This is a genomic window from Xanthomonas sp. F10, assembly GCF_014206815.1.
GTDB lineage: Bacteria > Pseudomonadota > Gammaproteobacteria > Xanthomonadales > Xanthomonadaceae > Xanthomonas_A > Xanthomonas_A indica.
In genome coordinates this window covers 159,743-181,447 of sequence record NZ_JACHNP010000001.1, presented here as the reverse complement: position 1 = coordinate 181,447, position 21,705 = coordinate 159,743, and the positions used below count along the sequence as shown (strand labels likewise).

General features: G+C 69.7%; 17 protein-coding genes. 16 read left to right on the top strand and 1 reads right to left on the bottom strand.

Annotated elements, in window-relative coordinates; translation table 11 throughout:
- Nucleotides 1-3 precede the first annotated feature (3 nt).
- From rsmH to lpxC, 14 genes are all read left to right on the top strand, one after another.
- Nucleotides 4-1,101 (top strand): 16S rRNA (cytosine(1402)-N(4))-methyltransferase RsmH, encoded by a 1,098-nt coding sequence (gene rsmH / locus FHR56_RS00830; protein WP_160948120.1) that lies wholly within the window; start codon nt 4-6, stop codon nt 1,099-1,101.
- On the top strand, nt 1,098-1,361 hold the full coding sequence (gene ftsL / locus FHR56_RS00825; protein ID WP_010344441.1) for a cell division protein FtsL: 264 nt from the start codon (nt 1,098-1,100) through the stop codon (nt 1,359-1,361). The genes rsmH and ftsL overlap by 4 nt, the downstream gene beginning before the upstream one ends.
- A complete protein-coding gene (locus FHR56_RS00820) occupies nt 1,358-3,226 on the top strand; it encodes a penicillin-binding transpeptidase domain-containing protein (RefSeq protein ID WP_160948105.1) in 1,869 nt (622 codons plus the stop codon). Before ftsL ends, FHR56_RS00820 begins: the two co-directional genes overlap by 4 nt.
- Nucleotides 3,223-4,704 (top strand): UDP-N-acetylmuramoyl-L-alanyl-D-glutamate--2,6-diaminopimelate ligase, encoded by a 1,482-nt coding sequence (locus tag FHR56_RS00815; RefSeq protein WP_160948104.1) that lies wholly within the window; start codon nt 3,223-3,225, stop codon nt 4,702-4,704. Before FHR56_RS00820 ends, FHR56_RS00815 begins: the two co-directional genes overlap by 4 nt.
- A complete protein-coding gene (murF, locus tag FHR56_RS00810; RefSeq protein ID WP_160948103.1) occupies nt 4,701-6,236 on the top strand; it encodes a UDP-N-acetylmuramoyl-tripeptide--D-alanyl-D-alanine ligase in 1,536 nt (511 codons plus the stop codon). Before FHR56_RS00815 ends, murF begins: the two co-directional genes overlap by 4 nt.
- Entirely contained in the window at nt 6,226-7,311 is a 1,086-nt protein-coding gene (mraY, locus tag FHR56_RS00805; protein WP_010344435.1) for a phospho-N-acetylmuramoyl-pentapeptide-transferase, read from the top strand. Before murF ends, mraY begins: the two co-directional genes overlap by 11 nt.
- Nucleotides 7,311-8,630 (top strand): putative lipid II flippase FtsW, encoded by a 1,320-nt coding sequence (gene ftsW / locus FHR56_RS00800; protein ID WP_160948102.1) that lies wholly within the window; start codon nt 7,311-7,313, stop codon nt 8,628-8,630. The genes mraY and ftsW overlap by 1 nt, the downstream gene beginning before the upstream one ends.
- Entirely contained in the window at nt 8,627-9,865 is a 1,239-nt protein-coding gene (gene murG, locus FHR56_RS00795) for an undecaprenyldiphospho-muramoylpentapeptide beta-N-acetylglucosaminyltransferase (RefSeq protein WP_237473353.1), read from the top strand. The genes ftsW and murG overlap by 4 nt, the downstream gene beginning before the upstream one ends.
- Nucleotides 9,862-11,298 carry a UDP-N-acetylmuramate--L-alanine ligase gene (gene murC / locus FHR56_RS00790; protein WP_160948101.1) on the top strand — a complete coding sequence of 479 codons (1,437 nt, stop codon included), beginning with the start codon at nt 9,862-9,864 and terminating at the stop codon, nt 11,296-11,298. Before murG ends, murC begins: the two co-directional genes overlap by 4 nt.
- Entirely contained in the window at nt 11,295-12,236 is a 942-nt protein-coding gene (locus tag FHR56_RS00785; protein ID WP_160948100.1) for a D-alanine--D-alanine ligase, read from the top strand. Before murC ends, FHR56_RS00785 begins: the two co-directional genes overlap by 4 nt.
- 127 nt (nt 12,237-12,363) lie before the next feature.
- On the top strand, nt 12,364-13,218 hold the full coding sequence (locus FHR56_RS00780) for a cell division protein FtsQ/DivIB (protein WP_160948099.1): 855 nt from the start codon (nt 12,364-12,366) through the stop codon (nt 13,216-13,218).
- Nucleotides 13,215-14,450, top strand: coding sequence for a cell division protein FtsA (ftsA, locus tag FHR56_RS00775; RefSeq protein WP_010340121.1), 1,236 nt, complete (start codon nt 13,215-13,217; stop codon nt 14,448-14,450). Before FHR56_RS00780 ends, ftsA begins: the two co-directional genes overlap by 4 nt.
- Before the next feature lie 289 nt (nt 14,451-14,739).
- Nucleotides 14,740-15,966, top strand: coding sequence for a cell division protein FtsZ (gene ftsZ / locus FHR56_RS00770; RefSeq protein ID WP_010340120.1), 1,227 nt, complete (start codon nt 14,740-14,742; stop codon nt 15,964-15,966).
- A gap of 252 nt (nt 15,967-16,218) precedes the next feature.
- Nucleotides 16,219-17,133 (top strand): UDP-3-O-acyl-N-acetylglucosamine deacetylase, encoded by a 915-nt coding sequence (gene lpxC, locus FHR56_RS00765; protein WP_160948098.1) that lies wholly within the window; start codon nt 16,219-16,221, stop codon nt 17,131-17,133.
- A gap of 146 nt (nt 17,134-17,279) precedes the next feature.
- Here lpxC and FHR56_RS00760 read toward each other — a convergent pair whose 3' ends face one another.
- Complete coding sequence (locus tag FHR56_RS00760) at nt 17,280-17,756, bottom strand: DUF721 domain-containing protein (RefSeq protein WP_160948097.1); 477 nt, start codon at nt 17,754-17,756, stop codon at nt 17,280-17,282.
- 10 nt (nt 17,757-17,766) lie between these two features.
- On the opposite strand from FHR56_RS00760, the gene FHR56_RS00755 reads away from it, so the two are divergent.
- Nucleotides 17,767-18,714, top strand: a complete 948-nt coding sequence (locus tag FHR56_RS00755) for a M23 family metallopeptidase (RefSeq protein WP_160948096.1) — start codon at nt 17,767-17,769, stop codon at nt 18,712-18,714.
- 160 nt (nt 18,715-18,874) lie between these two features.
- On the top strand, nt 18,875-21,616 hold the full coding sequence (gene secA, locus FHR56_RS00750) for a preprotein translocase subunit SecA (protein WP_160948095.1): 2,742 nt from the start codon (nt 18,875-18,877) through the stop codon (nt 21,614-21,616).
- Nucleotides 21,617-21,705: the final 89 nt, after the last annotated feature.

Genomic DNA, 21,705 nt, shown 5'->3' with positions numbered 1-21,705 from the left:
CGGATGCGCGGACAGGCGCAGGCCGGTCACCTCCCGGTGTCGCAACCATCGGCGGCGCATGTGCCGGTGTTGTTCGCGCAGGTCCTGGACGGGCTGCAGGTGATCGAAAACGGAATCTATCTGGATGGCACGTTCGGGCGTGGCGGACACGCGCGCGGGGTGCTGCACAAACTCGGCCCAGGAGGCCGGCTGCTGGTGATGGACAAGGACCCCGAGGCGATCGCCGAAGCCGAACATGCGTTCGGCGCCGACGCGCGCGTGTCCATCTATCGCGGCAGCTTCGCCGAACTGGGCCACTGGGACGCCGCGGTCGCCCTGGACGGGGTGCTGTTCGACCTGGGCGTGTCCTCGCCGCAGCTGGACGTGGCCGCGCGCGGCTTCTCCTTCGGCAAGGACGGCCCGCTGGACATGCGCATGGACCCGGACGCCGGCGAGAGCGCGGCGCAGTGGCTGGCGCGCGCCGACGAGCGCGAGATCGCCGACGTGCTGTGGACCTACGGCGAAGAGCGGCAGAGCCGGCGCATCGCCCGCGCCATCGTCGCCCGCCGCGAGAAGCAGCCGCTGACCCGCACCGCCGAACTGGCCGACCTGATCGCCAGCGTGATGCCGCGCGGCGACAGCAAGACCCACCCGGCCACGCGCAGCTTCCAGGCCATCCGCATCCACATCAACCGCGAGCTGGCCGATCTGGAAACCGGCCTGGACGCGGCGCTGGCCCGGCTCAAGCCCGGCGGCCGCCTGGCGGTGATCAGCTTCCACTCGCTGGAAGACCGCATCGTCAAGCAGTTCATGCAGCGCCACGCCAAGGCCCCGCCGAGCAACCGCCGCCTGCCCGAGGCCACGGCCTTCGTGCCGACCCTGCGCCTGCATGGCGGCGCGATCAAGGCCGACGCCGACGAACTGGCGGCGAACCCGCGCGCGCGCAGCGCGGTGCTGCGAGTGGCTGAGAAGCTGGGAGAGCCGGGACCCGGGACTCGGGACCCGGGACCCGGAAAGAGCAAGAGCAAAAACGAAAGCGATGAGCCGTCGGGCTTTGGCCTTTCTCGGGTCCCGGGTCCCGAGCCCCGGGTCCCGAGCGCGCTCCACAGGAGCGCCCCATGAGCCGGCTGCTGCTGCTCGTGCTGCTCGCCTGCACCATCGCCTCGGCGATCGGGGTGGTGTACATGCGCCATCGCCATCGCCAGTTGTTCGTGGAGCTGTCGCGGCTGGAGCACAACCGTGACGAACTGAACATCGAGTTCGGCCGGCTGCAGCTGGAGCAGGCGACCTGGGCCGAGAGCAATCGCGTCGACCAGGTCGCGCGCGAGCGGCTGGGGATGAAGTTCCCCGAGACCGGCGACATCGTGGTGGTGCGCCCGTGAACAAGAGCGGCCGCAACCGCCCCCGCAGCAACTTCAACCTGCGCGGCCGCCTGGCGCTGGTCGGCGCGGCGCTGGGCCTATGTTCGGTGACGCTGATCGGTCGCGCGGCCTACGTGCAGCTGATCAACAGCGACTTCTACCAGCGCCAGGGCGAAGCGCGCTACCTGCGCGAACTGCCGATTGCCACCTCCCGCGGCATGATCACCGACCGCAACGGCGAGCCGCTGGCGGTGTCCACGCCGGTGGAATCGATCTGGGTCAACCCGCAGGAACTGCTGCGCAGCCCGGACCGCATCCCGCAGCTGGCGCAGGCGCTGGAGCTGCCGGTCGACGAACTGACCGCCAAGCTGTCGCAGAAGGCGGACAAGGAGTTCATGTACCTCAAGCGCCGGATCAATCCGGACAAGGCGCATGCGGTGGTCGCGCTGGGCATTCCCGGCGTGTTCTCGCAGCGCGAATTCCGCCGCTTCTACCCGCAGGGCGAAGCGATGGCGCACGTGCTGGGCTTCACCAATATCGACGACCGCGGTCAGGAAGGGCTGGAGCTGGCGTTCGATTCCTGGCTGCGCGGCAAGCCGGGCGCCAAGCGGGTGATCCGCGACCGCAAGGGTGCGATCGTCGAGAGCATCGACCTGGTCAAGCCGGCGCAGCCGGGCAAGGACCTGACCCTGAGCATCGACCGCCGCATCCAGTTCCTGGCCTACAAGGAACTGCGCAACGCGCTGGTCGAGAACAAGGCCGCCGGCGGCTCGATCGTGATCATGGACGTGGCCACCGGCGAGATCCTGGCCATGGTCAACCTACCGACCTACAACCCCAATGCGGTCAACGGGGTCAACCCGGACGTGCGCCGCAACCGCGCGGTCACCGACCTGGTCGAGCCGGGCTCGACGATGAAGCCGCTGACCATCTCCACCGCGCTCAAGGCCGGGGTGGTGACCAAGGACACGCTGATCGACACCAACCCCGGCTACATGTCCGTGGGCCGCTTCACCATCAAGGACGTGCCGCGCAACAACGGCGTGCTGACCGTGACCGGGGTGATCACCCGCAGTTCCAACATCGGCGCGGCGAAGATCGCGGCCAAGCTGCCGGACCAGACCTTCTACGACCAGGTCCACAGCTACGGCTACGGCAGCTCCCCGCACAGCGGCTTCCCCGGCGAATCGGCCGGCGTGTTCCCGTCGCCGGCGCGCTGGAGCGGTTCGTCCAAGACAACCATGTCCTACGGCTACGGCCTGTCGGTGACGCCGCTGCAGATCGCCCGTGCCTATTGCGCGCTGGGCAACGGCGGCCGCCTGGTCACTCCGACCTTCGTCAAGGGCCAGCACGAGGACAGCAAGCAGGTGCTGGACCCGGCGATCGCCAAGGAAGTGGTGGCGATGATGGAGACCGTGGTCACCCAGGGCGGCGCCAAGGGCGCGGCGATCCTGGGCTACCACGTGGCCGGCAAGACCGGCACCGCGCGCAAGGCCGGCCCCGGCGGCTACGAGCGCGGCCACTACAACGCGCTGTTCGCGGGCCTGGTGCCGGCGAGCAACCCGCGTTTTGCCACGGTCATCGTCATCAACGACCCGCAGGGCGCCAAGTACTACGGCGGCCTGGTGTCGGCGCCGGTGTTCCACAACGTGATGGAAGGCGCGCTGCGCCTGATGGACGTGCCGCCGGACGATATCCAGTCGTGGCTGGCCGCACAGGCCGCCGGCAAAAGCGGCCATGCGCCGCCGCCGGCACCGTTGGAGCCGGATCCGGCCACCGTGCCCGACGCCGCCGCCGAGGTCGATGCTGCGCTGCCCAGCGCGCGCGCCGTGGCGCCGCCGGCGCCGGCCGCGTTGCCGGCACCGCTGCAGGAGACCCGCCAGTGACCCGCGCCATGTCGCTGTCGCAACTGTTGCCGGGCGTGGCGCTGCCGCACGATGTGCAGGTGTCCGGGCTGGTCATGGACAGCCGCGCGGTACGCCCGGGCGATGCCTTCGTGGCGATCGCCGGGTTCGGCGCGCACGGCCTGGGCTTCGTCGAGCAGGCGCGCGCCAACGGCGCCGTCGCCGTGCTGTACGACCCGCCGGCCCCGGCCGAGCTGCCGGCGCCGGCCGACGCGATCGCGGTGCCGGGCCTGCGCGCGCGCATGGGCGCGATGGCCGACCAGTTCCACGGCCATCCGTCGCAGACCATGACCATGGTCGGGGTCACCGGCACCAACGGCAAGACCTCCACCGTGCAGTTGCTGGCGCAGGCCTGGCACCTGCTGGGCACGCGCAGCGGCAGCATCGGCACGCTCGGCGCCGGCCTGTACGGGCAGGTGCAGCCGACCGGCTTCACCACGCCGCTGGTGCTGCCGCTGCACGCGCTGCTGGCGCAGTTGCGCGACGCCGGCGCGCAGGCGGTGGCGATGGAGGTCAGCTCGCACGCGCTCGATCAGGGCCGCGTGGACGCGGTGCATTTCGACGTGGCGGTGTTCACCAATCTCACCCGCGACCATCTCGACTACCACGGCGACATGGCCGGCTACGGCGCGGCCAAGGCGCGTCTGTTCGCCACGCCGGGGCTGAAGTCGGCGGTGATCAACCTGGACGATGCGTTCGGCCGCGAGTTGCTGGCCACGCTGGATCCGGCGCTGCGTCGCATCGCGGTCAGTTCGCGCGGCCAGGACGGCGCCGAGGTACGCGCCGAGGCGCTGCGCCTGGACGCGCGCGGCATCGGCTTCACCCTGGTGATCGGCGAGGAGCGGCATCCGCTGCAGTCGCCGTTGCTGGGCCGTTTCAACGTCGACAACCTGCTGGCCGTGGCTGGCGCGCTGCATGCGCTGGACGTGGCGCCGGTGCGCATCGCCGCCGCCCTGGCGCAGCTGCAGCCGATCCGCGGGCGCATGAACCGCCTTGGCGGCGACGGCGCGCAGCCGCTGGTGGTGGTCGACTATGCGCACACCCCCGACGCGCTGGAGCAGGCGCTGCAGAGCCTGCGCGCGCACGCGCAGGGCCGCATCACCTGCGTGTTCGGCTGCGGCGGCGAGCGCGACACCGGCAAGCGTCCACAGATGGCGGCGATCGCGCAGCGTCTGGCCGAGCGCGTGGTGGTCACCGACGACAACCCGCGTGGCGAGGACGGCGATGCCATCGTCGCCGACATCCTGGCCGGCTTCGGCGGCATGCAGACGGTGCAGGTGCAGCGCGACCGCGCGCAGGCGATCGCCATGGCGGTCGCCGCCGGCGCCGACGACATCGTGCTGATCGCAGGCAAGGGCCACGAGCCCTACCAGGAGATCGCCGGCGTGCGCCATCCGTTCGACGACACCGAGGTCGCCGCGCAGGCCCTGCGCGCGCATGCGGCGGAGGCGGCCCGATGAAGCGCCTGCCGTTGTCGATGATCGCGCACTGGGCCGGCGCCGAGCTGCACGGCGACGACGTGGCGATCGACGCGATCAGCCACGACACCCGCAGCCTGGCGGCCGGCAGCCTGTACGTGGCGCTGCGTGGCGAGCGTTTCGACGGCCACGCCTTCGTTGCCGATGCCGCCGCGCGCGGCGCCAGCGCGCTGCTGGTGGAGCGCGTGCAGCCGCAGATCGAACTGCCGCAGATCGTTGCCGCCGACACCGAGTTGGCACTGGCGCGCATCGCCGCCGGCATGCAGCGCGGCCGCGCCACCCGCGTGGCCGCGATCACCGGCAGCAACGGCAAGACCAGCGTCAAGGCACTGCTGCTGGCGATCCTGCAGCACGCCTGCCGCATCGACGGCGGCAGCGTCTACGCCAATCCCGGCAACCGCAACAACGAGATCGGCCTGCCGCTGGCGGTGATCGAGGCGCCGGACGACGCCGACTACGCCATCTACGAAATGGGCGCCGGCAAGCCGGGCGACATCGCCTATCTCACCGACATCGCGCCGCCGCAGGTGTCGCTGGTCAACAACATCGCCGCCGCGCACCTGGAGCGCATGGGCAGCCTGCTCGGCGTGGCGCAGACCAAGGGCGCCATCTACACCGCGCTGCCGGCCGACGGCACTGCGGTGATCAACGCCGACGACGCCTTCGGCCTGTGGTTCGAGCAGCGCCTGCCGACGGGCGAGGCGCGGCCGCAGGTGCTGCGCTTCGGCCTGCAGCCGGGCGCCGAGATCGGTGCCGCGCAGGTGCGCATGGCCGCCGACCGCACCCAGTTCGTGCTGACCACGCCGCGCGGCGATGTCGAGGCGACGCTGCCGCTGCCGGGCCGGCACAACCTCCAGAACGCCCTGGCCGCCGCCGCGCTGGCGCTGGCGCTGGGCGTGGCGCCGGCGCGCATCGCCGGCGGCCTGGCGCAGGTGCAGCCGGTCCCCGGTCGGCAGATCACCCACACGCTGCCCAACGGCGCGGTGCTGATCGACGACAGCTACAACGCCAACCCCGGCTCGCTGGCCGCGGCGATCGATGCGCTGGCCGCAGCTGGCGGCGAGCGCTGGCTGGTACTGGGCGACATGCGCGAACTCGGCGCCGGCGCCGAAGCGCTGCACGCCAGCGGCGGCCGCCGCGCACGCGATGCCGGGCTGACCCGGCTGTACGCGCTGGGCCCGCTCAGCGCCCACGCCGCGCAGGCCTTCGGCGAGAACGGCCGCGTCTTCGACAGCCACGCGGCGCTGATCGAGGCGCTGCAGCGCGATCTGGCCGCAGTAGCCGGGACCCGGGACCCGGGACCCGGGGCCCGGAAACAGCAGGATCAAGAGCAGGAAGTGAAGCACATGCATGAGAACACCGGCGCGCCGTCCGTTGGCGCGCCTTCGCGGGACCCGGGTCCCGGGTCCCGGGTCCCGGCCACGCTCCTCGTCAAGGGCTCGCGCGGCAGCGCCATGGACACCGTGGTGCGTGCGCTGCTGAACCAGGCACAGGAGGCGCCGCATGCTGCTTGAACTCGCCCGCTGGCTGCAGCAGCTCGAAAGCATGTTCGGGCTGTTCGGCTATCTGACCTTCCGCGGCATCCTCGCGGCGCTGACCTCGCTGTTCCTGTCGCTGTGGCTGGGCCCGGCGGTGATCCGCAAGCTGGCGCAGTTCAAGGGCGGCCAGCCGATCCGCCAGGACGGCCCGCAGACCCACTTCTCCAAGGCCGGCACCCCGACCATGGGCGGCTCGCTGATCCTGCTCACCGTGCTGCTGTCGGTGCTGCTGTGGGGCGACCTGCGCAACCGCTACGTGTGGCTGGTGCTGGCGGTGATGCTGGCGTTCGGCGTGATCGGCTGGTACGACGACTGGATCAAGATCGTGCGCCGCGACCCCAACGGGCTGAAGTCGCGCTGGAAGTACCTGCTGCAGTCGATCTTCGGCCTGGCCGCCGGCCTGTTCCTGTACTACACCGCCGACGTGCCGGCGGCGATCACCTTCTACATCCCGATGTTCAAGTCGATCGCGCTGCCGCTGGCCGGGATCAGCTTCGTCGCCATCGCCTACTTCTGGATCGTCGGCTTCTCCAATGCGGTCAACCTGACCGACGGCCTGGACGGCCTGGCGATCATGCCGACCGTGCTGGTGGCCTGCGCGCTGGGCGTGTTCGCCTATGCCTCGGGCAACGCGGTGTTCTCCGCCTACCTGAAGATCCCGACCATCCCCGGCGCCGGCGAACTGATCATCATCTGCGCGGCGATCGCCGGCGCGGGCCTGGGCTTCCTGTGGTTCAACACCTACCCGGCGATGGTGTTCATGGGCGACATCGGCGCGCTGGCGCTGGGCGCGGTGCTGGGCACCATCGCGGTGATCGTGCGCCAGGAACTGGTGCTGGTGATCATGGGCGGCGTGTTCGTCATCGAGACCCTGTCGGTGATGATCCAGGTCGCCTCGTTCAAGCTCACCGGCAAGCGCGTGTTCCGCATGGCGCCGATCCACCACCACTTCGAGCTGAAGGGCTGGCCGGAGCCGCGGGTGATCGTGCGCTTCTGGATCATTTCGGTGGTGCTGGTGCTGGTCGGCCTGGCCACGTTGAAGGTGCGCTGATGAACGACGCTGCTCGCCAAGCGACCCGCCTGGAGGCCATCGGTGGCCGCTACGACCCGTGGCTGCTCGGCGCCGCGGTGGCGCTGGCGTCGCTGGGCGTGGTGATGGTCGGCTCCAGCTCGATCGAGCTGACCACCAGCCCGTTCTACTACCTCAGCCGCCACCTGCTGTTCCTGGCCGGCGGTGTCGGCCTGGCGATCTGGGCGATGCGCACGGAGCTGAAGAACATCGAGCAGTACAACCAGTTGCTGCTGCTGGCCTGCTTCGGCCTGCTGCTGGTGGTGTTCGTGCCCGGTCTCGGCAGCACCGTCAACGGCGCGCGGCGCTGGATCAACCTGGGCATCTCGCGCTTCCAGACCGTGGAAGCGGTGAAGGTGCTGTACATCGTGTGGCTGTCCAGCTATCTGGTGCGCTTCCGCGACGAGGTCAACGCGACCTGGCCGGCGATGCTCAAGCCGCTGGGCGTGGCGGTGGCACTGGTCGGCCTGCTGCTGCTGCAGCCGGACTTCGGTTCCTCCACGCTGCTGCTGGCGATCACCGCCGGCATGCTGGTGCTGGGCGGGGTGAACCTGCCGCGCATGTCGATGCCGATCGTGATCGGCCTGCCGGTGTTCGCCTTCATCGCGATCCTCGAGCCGTACCGCCTGCGCCGCATCACCTCGTTCCTGGATCCGTGGGCCGACCAGCTCGGCTCCGGCTACCAGCTGTCCAACGCGCTGATGGCGGTGGGCCGCGGCGAACTGTTCGGGGTCGGCCTGGGCGGCTCGGTGCAGAAGCTCAACTACCTGCCGGAAGCGCACACCGACTTCATCTTCTCGGTCATCGCCGAGGAACTGGGCTTCGTCGGCGTGTGCCTGATCATCTCGCTGTACGCGCTGCTGGTCGGCCGCGCGTTCTGGCTGGGCATGCGCTGCGTGGAGATGAAGCGCCACTTCTCCGGCTACATCGCCTTCGGCATCGGCCTGTGGATCAGCCTGCAGAGCTTCGTCTCGGTCGGCGTGAACCTGGGCATCCTGCCGACCAAGGGCCTGACCCTGCCGCTGATCTCCGCCGGCGGTTCCAGCGTGCTGATGACCTGCGCGGCGATGGGCCTGCTGCTGCGCGTGTCCTACGAACTCAATCGCGCCGAGCGCCAGGTGGCGCTGGTGCGCAGCGACGCGGCGATGCCGGTCAAGCAGACCGTGGACAACGCCGAGGACCTGCACGCCGCCCGCGAAGCCAGCGCCAGCGCAGTCGCCGCCGCGATCCAGGGCGCGCCGGGGCGCGGCACCAGCCGCATGCAGCCGCGCGTCGAACCCACCTTCGGGAGGCTGGGATGAGCACGGTGCAGGGCGGTCGACCGGTGATGATTCTTGCCGGCGGCACCGGCGGACACATCTTCCCCGCGCTGGCCGTGGCCAAGGTGCTGCGCGCGCGCGGCGTGCCGGTGGTGTGGCTGGGCGCGGCCGGGCGCATGGAAACGCGGCTGGTGCCGGAACACGGCATCGAGCTGGACACGATCGAGATCGGTGGGCTGCGCGGCAAGGGCGCGCTGGCCCTGTTCGGCGCGCCGGTGCGGGTGCTGCGCGCGGTGCGCGCCGCCGGCTTCGTGCTGCGCCGGCGCGCGCCGCGCGCGGTGATCAGCTTCGGCGGCTTCGCTGCCGGCCCAGGCGGCCTGGCCGCGCGGCTGCTCAAGCTGCCGCTGCTGGTGCACGAACAGAACCGCGCGCCGGGCCTGACCAACAAGGTGCTGGCGCGCGTCGCGCGGCGCGTGCTGACTGGCTTCCCCGGCAGCTTCGCCACGCGTGAGGAAGCGGTAGGCAACCCGGTGCGCGCCGAGATCGCCGCACTGGCGCCGCCGGCGCAGCGCCTGGCCGCGCGCCACGGCGCGCCGCGGCTGCTGGTGCTGGGCGGCAGCCAGGGCGCACGCGTGCTCAACCAGGCGCTGCCGCAGGCGCTGGCCGCGCTCGGCGTGGCGGTCGACGTGCGCCACCAGTGCGGCGAAGCGCTGCGCGAGGAAGCCGCGCGTGCCTACGCCGACGCCGGCGTCGCCGCCAGCGTCGAAGCCTTCATTGGCGACATGGCCGCCGCCTACGCCTGGGCCGACCTGGTGGTGTGTCGCGCCGGTGCCTCGACCCTGGCCGAACTGTGCGCGGTCGGCATCGGCAGCGTGCTGGTGCCGTTCGCCGCCGCCGTCGATGACCACCAGACCCGCAACGCCGAATACCTGGTCGAGCGCGGTGCCGCCGTGCTGCTGAAGCAGGACGACGCCCTGGCCGAGCACCTGCAGCGCGTGCTGCGCGACCTGCTGGCACAGCCCGCACAGCGCCTGGCGATGGCCGAGGCCGCACGCCAACTGGCCAAGCCCGACGCCGCCGAGCGCATCGCGGACATCGTGATGGAAGAAGCCGGGAGTCGGGATTCGGGATTGGGGATTGGTAAAAAGCAGGAGCACAAGCAGGACACCATGCAGACACCCGTACAACGTGCAGCGCTGCGGCAATCGGCCGCCAGCGACACGAATCCCCAATCCCGAATGCCGAATCCCGGCACCTCCACCGGAGGTGCCCTGTGATCCGCCGCCTCCACGACACCGGCGACCTGGTCCGCGCGTTCCCGCGCGTGCACTTCGTCGGCATCGGCGGTACCGGCATGAGCGGCATTGCCGAGGTCATGCTGACCCTGGGTTATGAGGTTTCCGGCTCGGACAACGCCGACAACGCGGCGACCCGGCGCCTGGTCAAGCTCGGCGCACGGGTGATGCGCGGACATTCAGCCGCCAACGTGCTCGGCACCGACTGCGTGGTGGTGTCCAGCGCGATCCGCGAGGACAACCCGGAACTGATGGAAGCGCGCAGCCAGCGCATTCCGATCATGCCGCGTGCGGCGATGCTGGCCGAGCTGATGCGCTTCCGTCGCGGTATTGCGGTGGCCGGCACCCACGGCAAGACCACCACCACCAGCCTGGCCGCGGCGGTGCTCAGCGAAGGCGGGCTGGACCCGACCTTCGTGATCGGCGGCCAGTTGCTCGCCGCCGGCGCCAACGCCAAGCTCGGCGGCGGCCAGTGGCTGGTGGCCGAGGCCGACGAGAGCGACGGCAGCTTCCTGCGCCTGAACCCGCTGATCTCGGTCATCACCAACATCGATGCCGATCACCTGGAGAACTACGGCAACGACTTCGCCCGGGTCCAGGCCGCGTTCGCCGAGTTCCTGCAGCGCCTGCCGTTCTACGGGCTGGCCGTGCTGTGCATCGACGATCCGGAAGTGGCCGCGCTGGCGGCGAAGACGCCGCGCCACGTGATGAGCTACGGCCTCAGCGAGAACGCCGACGTGCGTGCCGAGGACGTGGTCCAGGACGGTCCGCGCATGCGCTTCACCCTGCGTCTGCCGGAAGGCAGCAGCATCCCGGTGACCCTGGCGCTGCCGGGCCGCCACAACGTGCTCAACGCCCTGGCCGCCGCCGCCATCGGCTGGCAGCTGGGCGTGGCGCCGGAGGCGATCGCCAGTGCGCTGCAGGGCTTCGCCGGCATCGGCCGTCGCTTCAACGACCTGGGCGAAGTGACCACCGCCGGCGGCGCGCGCGTGCGCGTGGTCGATGACTACGGCCACCATCCGCGCGAGCTGGCCGCGGTGTTCGCCGCCGCCCGTGGCGGCTGGCCGGACAAGCGCCTGGTGGTCGCATTCCAGCCGCATCGCTACAGCCGCACCCGCGACCAGTTCGACGCCTTCGCCGCGGTGCTGTCGGAGGTGGACGCGCTGGTGCTCAGCGAGGTCTACCCGGCCGGCGAGGCGCCGATCCCGGGGGCCGACGCGCGTTCGCTGGCGCGCGCGATCCGTGCGCGCGGCCGCAGCGAGCCGGTCGTGGTCGGCCAGGTCGGCGAACTCGGCAGCGTGCTGCCGGACGTGCTGCAGGACGGTGACCTGCTGCTGATGATGGGGGCGGGCGACATCGGCTACGTCGCCCAGCACATCGCCCAGCACGGCTTCGCCGTGGGAGCGGACGCATGAGCGCGCAGCCGCTGCCGCCGCCGCGCGTCACCGACCCGGCCGCGTTCGGCCGCGTCGCCGTGTTGCTCGGCGGCACGTCCAGCGAGCGCGAAGTGTCGCTGAACTCCGGCGCCAATGTGCTCGAGGCGCTGCGCAGCCGCGGCGTCGACGCGCAGCCGGTGGACGGCATCCCGGCGTTGCTGGAGCGCATCCGTGCCGGCGCGGTGGATCGCGTGTTCAACATCCTGCATGGCGGCGACGGCGAGAACGGCGTGCTGCAGGGCCTGCTGCGCGCGCTGCAGGTGCCGTTCACCGGCCCGGACGTGCTCGGCAGCGCGCTGACCCTGGACAAGATCCGCACCAAGCAGGTGTGGATCGCCGCCGGCCTGCCGACCCCGGGCTTCGCCCGCATCGACGCCAAGGCCGACCTGGCCGCGGCGGCTGCCGCGCTGGGCTACCCGCTGTTCGTCAAGCCGGCCTGCGAAGGCTCCAGCGTCGGCGTGTTTCGCGTGCTGGCCGAGGCAGACCTGGCGCCGGTGCGCGCCTTCGCCGCCGACTACCACGGCGAACTGCTGATGGAGCAGATGGTGCAGGGCGAGGAATACACCGTCGGCATCCTCGGCGACATCGCGCTGCCGTCGATCCGCATCGTCCCGGCTGGCGACTGGTACGACTACCACGCCAAGTACATCGCCGAGGACACCCAGTACCTGTGCCCGGGCATGGAGGGTGAGGACGAGGCCCAGATCCGCCAGCTTGCCCTACAGGCGTTCGCCGCCGCCGGCTGCAGCGGCTGGGGCCGCGTGGACGTGATGCGCGACCGCGTGCGCGGCCTGCAACTGATCGAAGTCAACACCGCCCCGGGCATGACCAGCCACTCGCTGGTGCCCAAGGCCGCAGCGCAACTGGGCGTGGATTTCGCCGGCCTGTGCTGGCGCATCCTGGAGCAGACGCTGTGAAGCCGGGATTGGGGATTCGGGATTGGGGATTCGCACGGCGTGCGCTTCGCGCTGCCGTGGCGTCCTGCTGCGCGCGTTGCGCCAATCCCCAATTCCCGATCTCCAATCCCGCGCGCGGAGCGCGCCCATGAACGCCTCCTTGCGCATCCTCGCCTGGCTGCTGGCGCTGGCCCTGGTCGCGCTGCCGATCGTGGCCGTGCTCAATGGCTGGGTCGGCGCCGAGCGTTGGCCGCTGAGCCGGCTGCAGGTCAGCGGCGACTTCAAGCGCGTGTCCGCCGAGCAGTTGCGCCAGGTGGTGCTGCCGTATGCGCGCCGCGGCTTCTTCGCGGTGCGCCTGCAGGATGCGCAGGACGCGATCGAGCGCCTGCCGTGGGTGGAGAGTGCGCGCGTGCGCAAGCGCTGGCCGGACGTGCTGGAAGTGCGCGTCGTCGAGCACCGTCCGTTCGCGCGCTGGGGCGAAGACCGCATGCTGTCCGAGCAGGGCCGCATCTTCGCCCTGCCCAACGAACTGCGCGACGTGGCCCTGCCGCACCTGGCCGGCCCCGACGCCAAGGCCGCCGACGTGGTCGCGCTGTACAACGCCTCGCGCGCGCTGTTCGCGCCGGTCGGTTTGCCGGTGCAGGGCGTGGCCCTGGACGCGCGCGGCAGCTGGTCGCTGGCGCTGGGCAATGGCGTGCAGGTGGTGGTCGGCCGCGACGACGCACGCGCCCGCCTGGAGCGCTTCGCCCGCGTGCTGCCGCAACTGCTGCAGCCGGGCCAGCCGCCGCTGGCGCGCGCCGACCTGCGCTACACCAACGGATTCACGGTGGCATGGGTGCCCGAGAGCAAAGAGCCGAGCAAGGAGCCGGGCAAGGAGAAGAAGCCCGCGGCGCCGGCCCAGCCCACACGCCATGCGGCACTGGCCGACCCTCCGTCCCGTCGCGAGAGCCCGCTCTTCTCCCTTCCCCATTCCCGATTCTCTATTCCCGGCTCCAAGACATGAACCGCAAAGGCGACAAATCCCTCATCGTTGGACTGGACATCGGCACCTCCAAGGTCGTCGCGCTGGTCGGCGAATACTCGCCCGGCAATCCGATCGAGGTGATCGGCATCGGTTCGCACGAGTCGCGCGGCCTCAAGCGCGGCGTGGTCGTGGACATCGAATCCACCGTGCAGTCGATCCAGCGCGCGATCGAGGAAGCCGAGCTGATGGCCGGCTGCGAGATCCGCTCTGTGTACGCGTCGATCTCCGGCAACCACGTGCAGTGCAAGAACTCGCCGGGCATCGTCCCGATCCGCGACGGCGAGGTGACCTGGAACGATCTGGATCGCGTGCTGGAAGCGGCCAAGGCGGTGGCGATCCCGGCCGACCAGCGCATCCTCCACGCGATCCCGCGCGAGTATGTGCTGGACGATTCGCAGGAAGGCATCCGCAACCCGGTCGGCATGACCGGTGTGCGCCTGGAGGTGCACGCGCACCTGGTGGTGTGCGCGCAGTCGGCCGCGGCCAACATCAGCAAGTGCGTGCAGCGCTGCGGCCTGCAGGTGGACGACCTGATCCTGTCCTCGCTGGCGTCCTCGGTGGCGGTGCTGACCGCCGACGAGCGCGAGCTGGGCGTGGTGCTGGTGGACATGGGCGCCGGCACCACCGATCTGGCGGTGTTCGTGCAGGGCGCGATCTGCCACACCGCCTCGCTGCCGATCGCCGGCGACCATGTCACCAACGACATCGCGCACATGCTGCGCACGCCGACCCCGGAAGCCGAGCAGATCAAGGTGCGCTACGCCTGCGCGCTGGCGCAGCTGGCCACCGCGGAAGAAAGCATCCAGGTGCCCAGCGTCGGCGACCGCCCGCCGCGGCGCATGCCGCGCCATTCGCTGGCGCAGGCGGTGCAGGGCCGCTACGAGGAAATCTTCGAGATGGTGCAGGCCGAACTGCGCCGCTCCGGCTTCGAGGAACTGGTGCGCGCCGGCATGGTGCTCACCGGCGGCGCCTCGAAGATGGAAGGCGTGGTCGAACTGGCCGAGGAAATGGTGCAGATGCCGGTGCGCGTGGGCATTCCCCAGCACGTCACCGGCCTGGGCGAAGTCGTCGGCAACCCGGTCCACGCCACCGGCGTGGGCCTGCTGCTGATGGGCAGCCAGATCGAACACCCGCGCCGCCCGTCGCTGCCGACCGGCCGCGCCGGCAGCTTGTTCAAGAAATTGAAGAACTGGTATCGCGGCGAGTTCTGATGGAGCCGGGATTGGGAATTCGAGATTCGGGATTGGTGGGAGCAACAGCGGTAGGCAGAGAGAGAGTAGAGAGCGGTAGGCAGGCAGGCGATAGGGTTTTTTTGCAGTGATTCCGCCGCGGAGCAGGGCATGGGACTGGAGGGCCGCTTTTGCGGATCCCCAATCCCGAATCCCCAATCCCGGCATCCAAACAACAACACTCGCCGGACGGAGAGGCGGGATGCAGGATCGGAGCACTTCCGAATCCCCAATCCCGAATCCCGAATCCCGGCTCAAAGAGGAAACGGACATGGCGCATTTCGAACTGATTGAAAAGATGGCACCCAATGCAGTGATCAAGGTCGTTGGCGTGGGCGGCGGCGGCGGCAACGCGGTCGCGCACATGGTCAGCAGCAGCGTGGACGGCGTGGAATTCATCACCGCCAACACCGACTCGCAGGCGATCAAGAACTGCGGCGCCAAGCTGCAGCTGCAGCTCGGCACCAACGTCACCAAGGGCCTGGGCGCGGGCGCGAACCCGGAAGTCGGCCGCCAGGCCGCGCTGGAAGACCGCGAGCGCATCATGGACGCGCTGCAGGGCGCGGACATGGTTTTCATCACCGCCGGCATGGGCGGCGGCACCGGCACCGGCGCCGCGCCGGTGGTGGCGCAGCTGGCCAAGGAGATGGGCATCCTGACCGTGGCCGTGGTCACCAAGCCGTTCCCGTTCGAAGGCCGCCGCCGCATGCAGGTGGCGCTGAAGGGCATCGAGGAACTGAGCCAGCACTGCGACTCGCTGATCACCATTCCGAATGAAAAGCTGATCACCGTGCTCGGCCGCAACGCCACCATGATCCAGGCGTTCCGCGCCGCCAACGACGTGCTGCAGGGCGCGGTGCAGGGCATCGCCGACCTGATCGTGCGTCCGGGCCTGATCAACGTCGACTTCGCCGACGTGCGCACCGTGATGTCGGAAATGGGCCTGGCGATGATGGGCACCGGCTCGGCCCGCGGCGACGACCGCGCGCAGGCCGCCGCCGAAGCGGCGATCCAGAACCCGCTGCTGGACGACGTCAACCTGGCCGGCGCCAACGGCATCCTGGTCAACATCACAGCCGGCCCGGACTTCACCATGGCCGAGTTCGACGAGATCGGCCGCACCATCGAAGGCTTCTCCTCCGAGGACGCCACCGTGGTGGTCGGCACCGTGCTGGATCCGGACATGCAGGACGAAGTGCGCGTGACCGTGGTCGCCACCGGCCTGAACCGTGCGGTGTCGCGCCAGTCGCAGCGCCCGGAACAGCGCGCGCCGATCAAGCTGGTGCGCAACGCCACCACCGGCCAGCCGGAGTTCGGCGACTTCGAGCATGGCGGCGACGCCGTGTCCAAGGCGGTCGGCGGTGCGATGGGCCTGGGCCTGCGTCGTCCGAGCGGCGACGGCATGAGCGCGGCGGCGTCCGCACCGGCGCCGGCCGCGGCCGATCTGCCGAGCGACTACCTGGACATCCCGGCGTTTCTGCGCCGCCAGGCCGACTGAGGTCTGCGTCATCGGCCGGCGTCCGCGCCGGCCCGCAATACCGCCGTCCGGGAGCGCCTCCCTGACCGGCGCGCCGTGTCCCTTGCTGCCGGGTCCTCGCGACCCGGCAGGTTTTTGCGACCGCGACGCCGGCACGGGCCAGCGTTGCAACCATGGGATGCTGTGACCGCTTTGTTAAAATTTGGCTAAACGCGTGATATTCTCGTTGTCTGTTCAGTTCCCGTGCGAACAGACGTTCCCAGACTGTCTGCCATGACCCAGCAACGCACCCTCAAGAACACGATCCGCGCCACCGGCGTGGGCCTGCACAGCGGCGACAAGGTCTACATGACCCTGCGCCCCGCACCGGCCGACCACGGCATCGTGTTCCGACGCGTGGACCTGGATCCGGCGGTGGACGTGCCTGCCGATGCCGAGCTGGTCACCGAGACCACGCTGTGTACCGGCCTGAGCCGCGGCCAGGCCAAGATCCAGACGGTGGAGCACCTGATGTCGGCGATGGCCGGCCTCGGCGTGGACAACGCCATCGTCGAACTGTCCTCGGCCGAGTTGCCGATCATGGACGGCTCGGCAGGTCCGTTCGTGTTCCTGCTGCAGTCGGCGGGCATCGTCGAGCAGGGCAAGGCCAAGCGCTTCATCCGCATCAAGCGCGAGGTGGAAGTACGCGACGGCGACAAGATCGCCCGCTTCGTGCCCTACGACGGTGGCTACAAGCTCGGCTTCACCATCCAGTTCGATCACCCGATGATCCCGGCCAAGCAGTCGCGCCAGGAAATCGAGTTCTCGACGATGGCCTACATCAAGGAAATCTCCCGCGCGCGCACCTTCGGCTTCATGCGCGACTTGGAGTACATGCGCGAGCGCAATCTCGGCCTGGGCGGTTCGATGGACAACGCCATCGTGCTCGACGAGTTCCGCGTGCTCAACGACGACGGCCTGCGCTACGCCGACGAGTTCGTGCGCCACAAGATCCTCGATGCGATCGGAGACCTGTACCTGGCCGGCGGCCCGATCCTGGGCGCCTACGAGGGCTACAAGTCCGGTCATGCGCTGAACAACAAGCTGGTGCGCGCCCTGCTCGCCGAACAGGCGGCGTGGGAGTGGGTCAGCTTCGAATCCGCAGCGCAGCAGGCGCCGGTGGCCTACGGGGCTGCGGCTTACGCCTGAACCCGTTAAGCCTGGCCGACGGCCGGGTGGGTATCACGGAATCGGCAATCGGCCGGTTCTTCTTTTTCCCTTAACGTCGATTTAACGAATCGGTAACGACCTGACGCCTGGCGCCCGCTAGGATGCGTCGGTCGCGGCGTGTCTGTCTACGTACGTCGACGGCCACGGTCGGAGCCCGTGGTCGCATCAGGCGTCGCGGAGACGACGTCCTGCAGGGAAGCCAGGGCCTCGCGCAAGCCCTTGTGCGTGGCCGCGGAAACCGGAGCTGGCGTGCTTCTTGCCTGCTGCATTGGGGAATGCGCGGGCGCAGTCGCCGTCTTGACGGTCACTTTGGTGACTTTCAGCCCGAGGGAACGGGCCGCAGCAAGGATGTCGGCCTCGGCCAGCCTGACCCGGGCGTGCCAGACCGGAGACTCAACGAGAAAAACGAGCTGTTCGCCGTTCACATTGGCCAACCGGCAACGGGAGGCCAGGTTCGGCGGCAGATGGGGGCGTAACTGCCGGTCCAGCGCGTCGAGCCACAGGGCGCGGCGCAACGGGTCGCCCGCCTTGTCCGCCAGTGCGGCGTCCAGTGCCGGCTGCGGCGTGGCGGTATGGCCTTCGCCGGACTTTCGCTTAGACATGAAAACTCATATGACGTTCAAGAAGATCGTAATCCGTTCCAGTGAAAAGGGGGTCAAGACGTTGCCGTGGCGATTGCGCGAATTCGCCGATCGCCGCCCCCTCGCCGCGCTCGGTACCGTGCTCGGCCTCGGCATGGTACTCGGCATCGGCGTCAGCGCTGCGGCCGGGTGGGGTGGTTCGGCGCAACTGCGCGCCAAGCTCGAGCGGCAGGACCAGGAGCTGGCGCAGGTGCGCCGCGACGCGCAGACCCAGGTCAACGCCCTGGCCGCGCGGCTGGGCGAACTGCAGGCGCAGGCGACCCGGCTCAATGCGCTCGGCGAGCGTCTGACCCGCATGGGCAAGCTGCAGGACGGCGAGTTCGACTTCGACCAGCCGGTCGGCGTCGGTGGCGGCGACGACGAGCCCAGCCACGACATGCCGGCGCAGCAGCTGGGCAAGGAACTGGACGGGCTGCAGCAGCAGTTCGCCACCTCCGGCCAGCAGCTGTCGGTACTGGAATCGCTGCTGTTCGACCATCAGCTGGACCAGAACGCGGTGCCTTCGCGGATGCCGATCCGCAACAGCTACATCACCTCGGCCTTCGGCGGCCGCGCCGATCCGTTCGGCCGCGGCACCGGCAACCACAAGGGCATCGACTTCCACGCCAACGTCGGCGACCCGGTGCTGGCGGTGGCCGACGGCGTGGTCAGCTACTCCGGCGTGCGCGGCGGCTACGGCAACGTGGTCGAGGTCGATCACGGCAATGGCTATGTCACCCGCTACGCGCACAATTCGCGACTGTCGGTGAAGGTCGGCGACCTGGTGCGGGTCGGCCAGGAAGTGGCCAAGGCCGGCTCCACCGGCCGTTCCACCGGTGCCCACGTGCATTTCGAGGTGTGGAAGGACGGGGTGGTGGTGAACCCGGCCAAGTTCCTCGGCGATGGCGCCATTCCGGTGGGCCGCCGCGGCCGCGGCTGAGTCCGGCAGGGCGGTGTGCCGGCATTGAATCGCCGGGCCCCGCCCCAAGCTACAATGTGCTTTGCCATCGACAGGGCGCCTCGCGCCCTGTTTCGTTTGCGGCCCGTCGATTCCCTGGGGATCGGGCCGCCGAGGCGTTCCTTTCCAACCGGTTCCTTCAATGATCAACAGTCTGCTTACTCGCGTTTTCGGTAGCCGCAACGAGCGCCAACTGCGCCAGCTCCACCGTATCGTCGCCAAGATCAATGCGCTGGAGCCGGAGATGGAGCAGCTCTCCGACGAGCAGCTGCAGGCCAAGACCCCGGAACTGCGCGGGCGCATCGCCGGCGGCGAGACCCTGGACAAGGTGCTGCCGGAAGCGTTCGCGGTGTGCCGCGAGGCCAGCCGCCGCGTGCTGGGCATGCGCCACTACGACGTGCAGTTGATCGGCGGCATGGTCCTGCACCTGGGCAAGATCGCGGAAATGCGCACCGGCGAGGGCAAGACCCTGGTCGCGACGCTGCCGGTGTACCTCAACGCGCTGGAAGACAAGGGCGTGCACGTGGTCACCGTCAACGACTACCTGGCGCGCCGCGACGCCGCGCAGATGGGCAAGCTGTACAACTGGCTGGGCCTGACCGTGGGCGTGGTGTACCCGGGCATGCCGCACAGCGACAAGCACGCCGCCTACGCCGCCGACATCACCTACGGCACCAACAACGAATTCGGCTTCGACTACCTGCGCGACAACATGGCGCTGTCCAAGGCCGATCGCTTCCAGCGCGGGCTCAACTACGCCATCGTCGACGAAGTCGACTCGATCCTGATCGACGAAGCGCGCACCCCGCTGATCATCTCCGGCCCGGCCGACGAGTCGCCGGAGCTGTACATCCGCGTCAACCGCATCGTGCCGCAGCTGGTCAAGCAGGAGTCGGAAGAGGGCGAGGGCGACTTCTGGGTCGACGAGAAGGGCAAGCAGGTGCACCTGTCCGAAGCGGGCATGGAGCACGCCGAAGAACTGCTGCGCGCCGCCGGCATCCTCGCCGACGAGGAAGACCGCCTGTATGGCGCGCAGAACCTGAGCGTGGTCCACCACCTCAATGCCGCGCTGCGCGCCCACGCGATCTACCAGCGCGACGTCGACTACATCGTGCGCGACGGCGAAGTGGTGATCGTGGACGAGTTCACCGGCCGCACCCTGCCGGGTCGCCGTTGGTCCGACGGCCTGCACCAGGCGGTGGAGGCGAAGGAAGGCGTGCCGGTGCAGCGCGAGAACCAGACGCTGGCCAGCATCACCTTCCAGAACCTGTTCCGCATGTACAAGAAGCTGTCCGGCATGACCGGTACGGCCGATACCGAAGCCTACGAGTTCCAGAGCATCTACGGCCTGGAAGTGGTGGTGATCCCGACCAACCGCCCGACCATCCGCAAGGACTGGCCGGACCAGGTGTTCCTCAACCGCCAGGGCAAGTTCAACGCGGTGCTGGCCGACATCGAGGACTGCGCCAAGCGCGGCCAGCCGGTGCTGGTCGGCACCACCTCGATCGAGACCTCGGAGATGCTGTCCGAGCACCTGCGCAAGGCGGGCGTGAAGCACGAGGTGCTCAACGCCAAGCAGCACGAGCGCGAAGCGCAGATCGTCGCCAACGCCGGCCAGCCGGGCGCGGTGACCATCGCCACCAACATGGCCGGCCGCGGTACCGACATCGTGCTCGGCGGCTCGCTGGAGGCCGAACTGCATGCGCTGGGCGAGGAGCTTGACGACGCGACGCGCGCCCGCCTGAAGGCGGCCTGGCAGGAGCGCCACGACGCGGTCAAGGCCGCCGGCGGCCTGCACATCATCGGCACCGAGCGCCACGAGTCGCGGCGTATCGACAACCAGCTGCGCGGCCGCTCCGGCCGCCAGGGCGACCCGGGTTCCTCGCGCTTCTACCTGTCGCTGGAAGACAACCTGATGCGCATCTTCGCCTCGGACTGGGTGCAGAAGGCGATGCGCATGATGGGCATGAAGGAAGACGACGTCATCGAGGACAAGCTAGTCAGCCGGCAGATCGAGAAGGCGCAGCGCAAGGTCGAGGCGCACAACTTCGACATCCGCAAGAACCTGCTCGACTTCGACGACGTCAACAACGACCAGCGCAAGGTGATCTACGCCCAGCGCGACGAGCTGCTGGACGCCGAGTCGGTGAAGGAGAACGTCGACGGCATCCGCGACGACGTGATCTACGACATCGTGTCGCGCTTCGTGCCGCCGAATTCGGTGGACGACCAGTGGGACCTGCCGGGCCTGGAAGCCACGCTCGCGAGCGAACTGGGCCTGTCGCTGTCGATCAGCGACCTGGTCAAGCGCCAGGAAGAACTGGACGCGGACGGCATCGTCGAGAAGGTGCGCGAGGAAGTGGACCGCCATTTCCGCGAGAAGGAATCGGCGATCGGCAGCGAGACCATGCGCGCGCTGGAGAAGCACGTGATGCTCACCGTGCTCGACCAGAGCTGGAAGGAGCACCTGGCGCGCATGGACTACCTGCGCCAGGGCATCCATCTGCGCGGCTATGCGCAGAAGCAGCCCAAGCAGGAATACAAGAAGGAAGCCTTCGAGCTGTTCTCGGAGATGCTGGAGCACGCCAAGCGCGAAGTGGTGACCCTGCTGGCGCGGGTGCGCATCCGCAGCGAGGAGGAAGTGGCGGCGCTGGAGGCGCAGGAGCGCCAGCAGATGGAGGCGCAGCTGCGCCAGGCGCAGTTCCAGCACCAGGATGCCGGCGGCTACGGCGCCGACGAGGAAGCCGAGCAGGTGCAGGGCGGCGGCGCCGCGGCGCCGACCGTGGCGCAGGTGACCCGCGAAGCGCCGAAGGTCGGCCGCAACGATCCGTGCCCCTGCGGCAGCGGCAAGAAGTACAAGCACTGCCACGGCCAGCTGAGCTGAGCCTGGCCTCCACGCAGGGCTGCGCACGCGCGTAGCCGCTGCGTGCTCGGCCCTCCACCACGGAGGACCAGGACCCGCTGCTCCTGTCC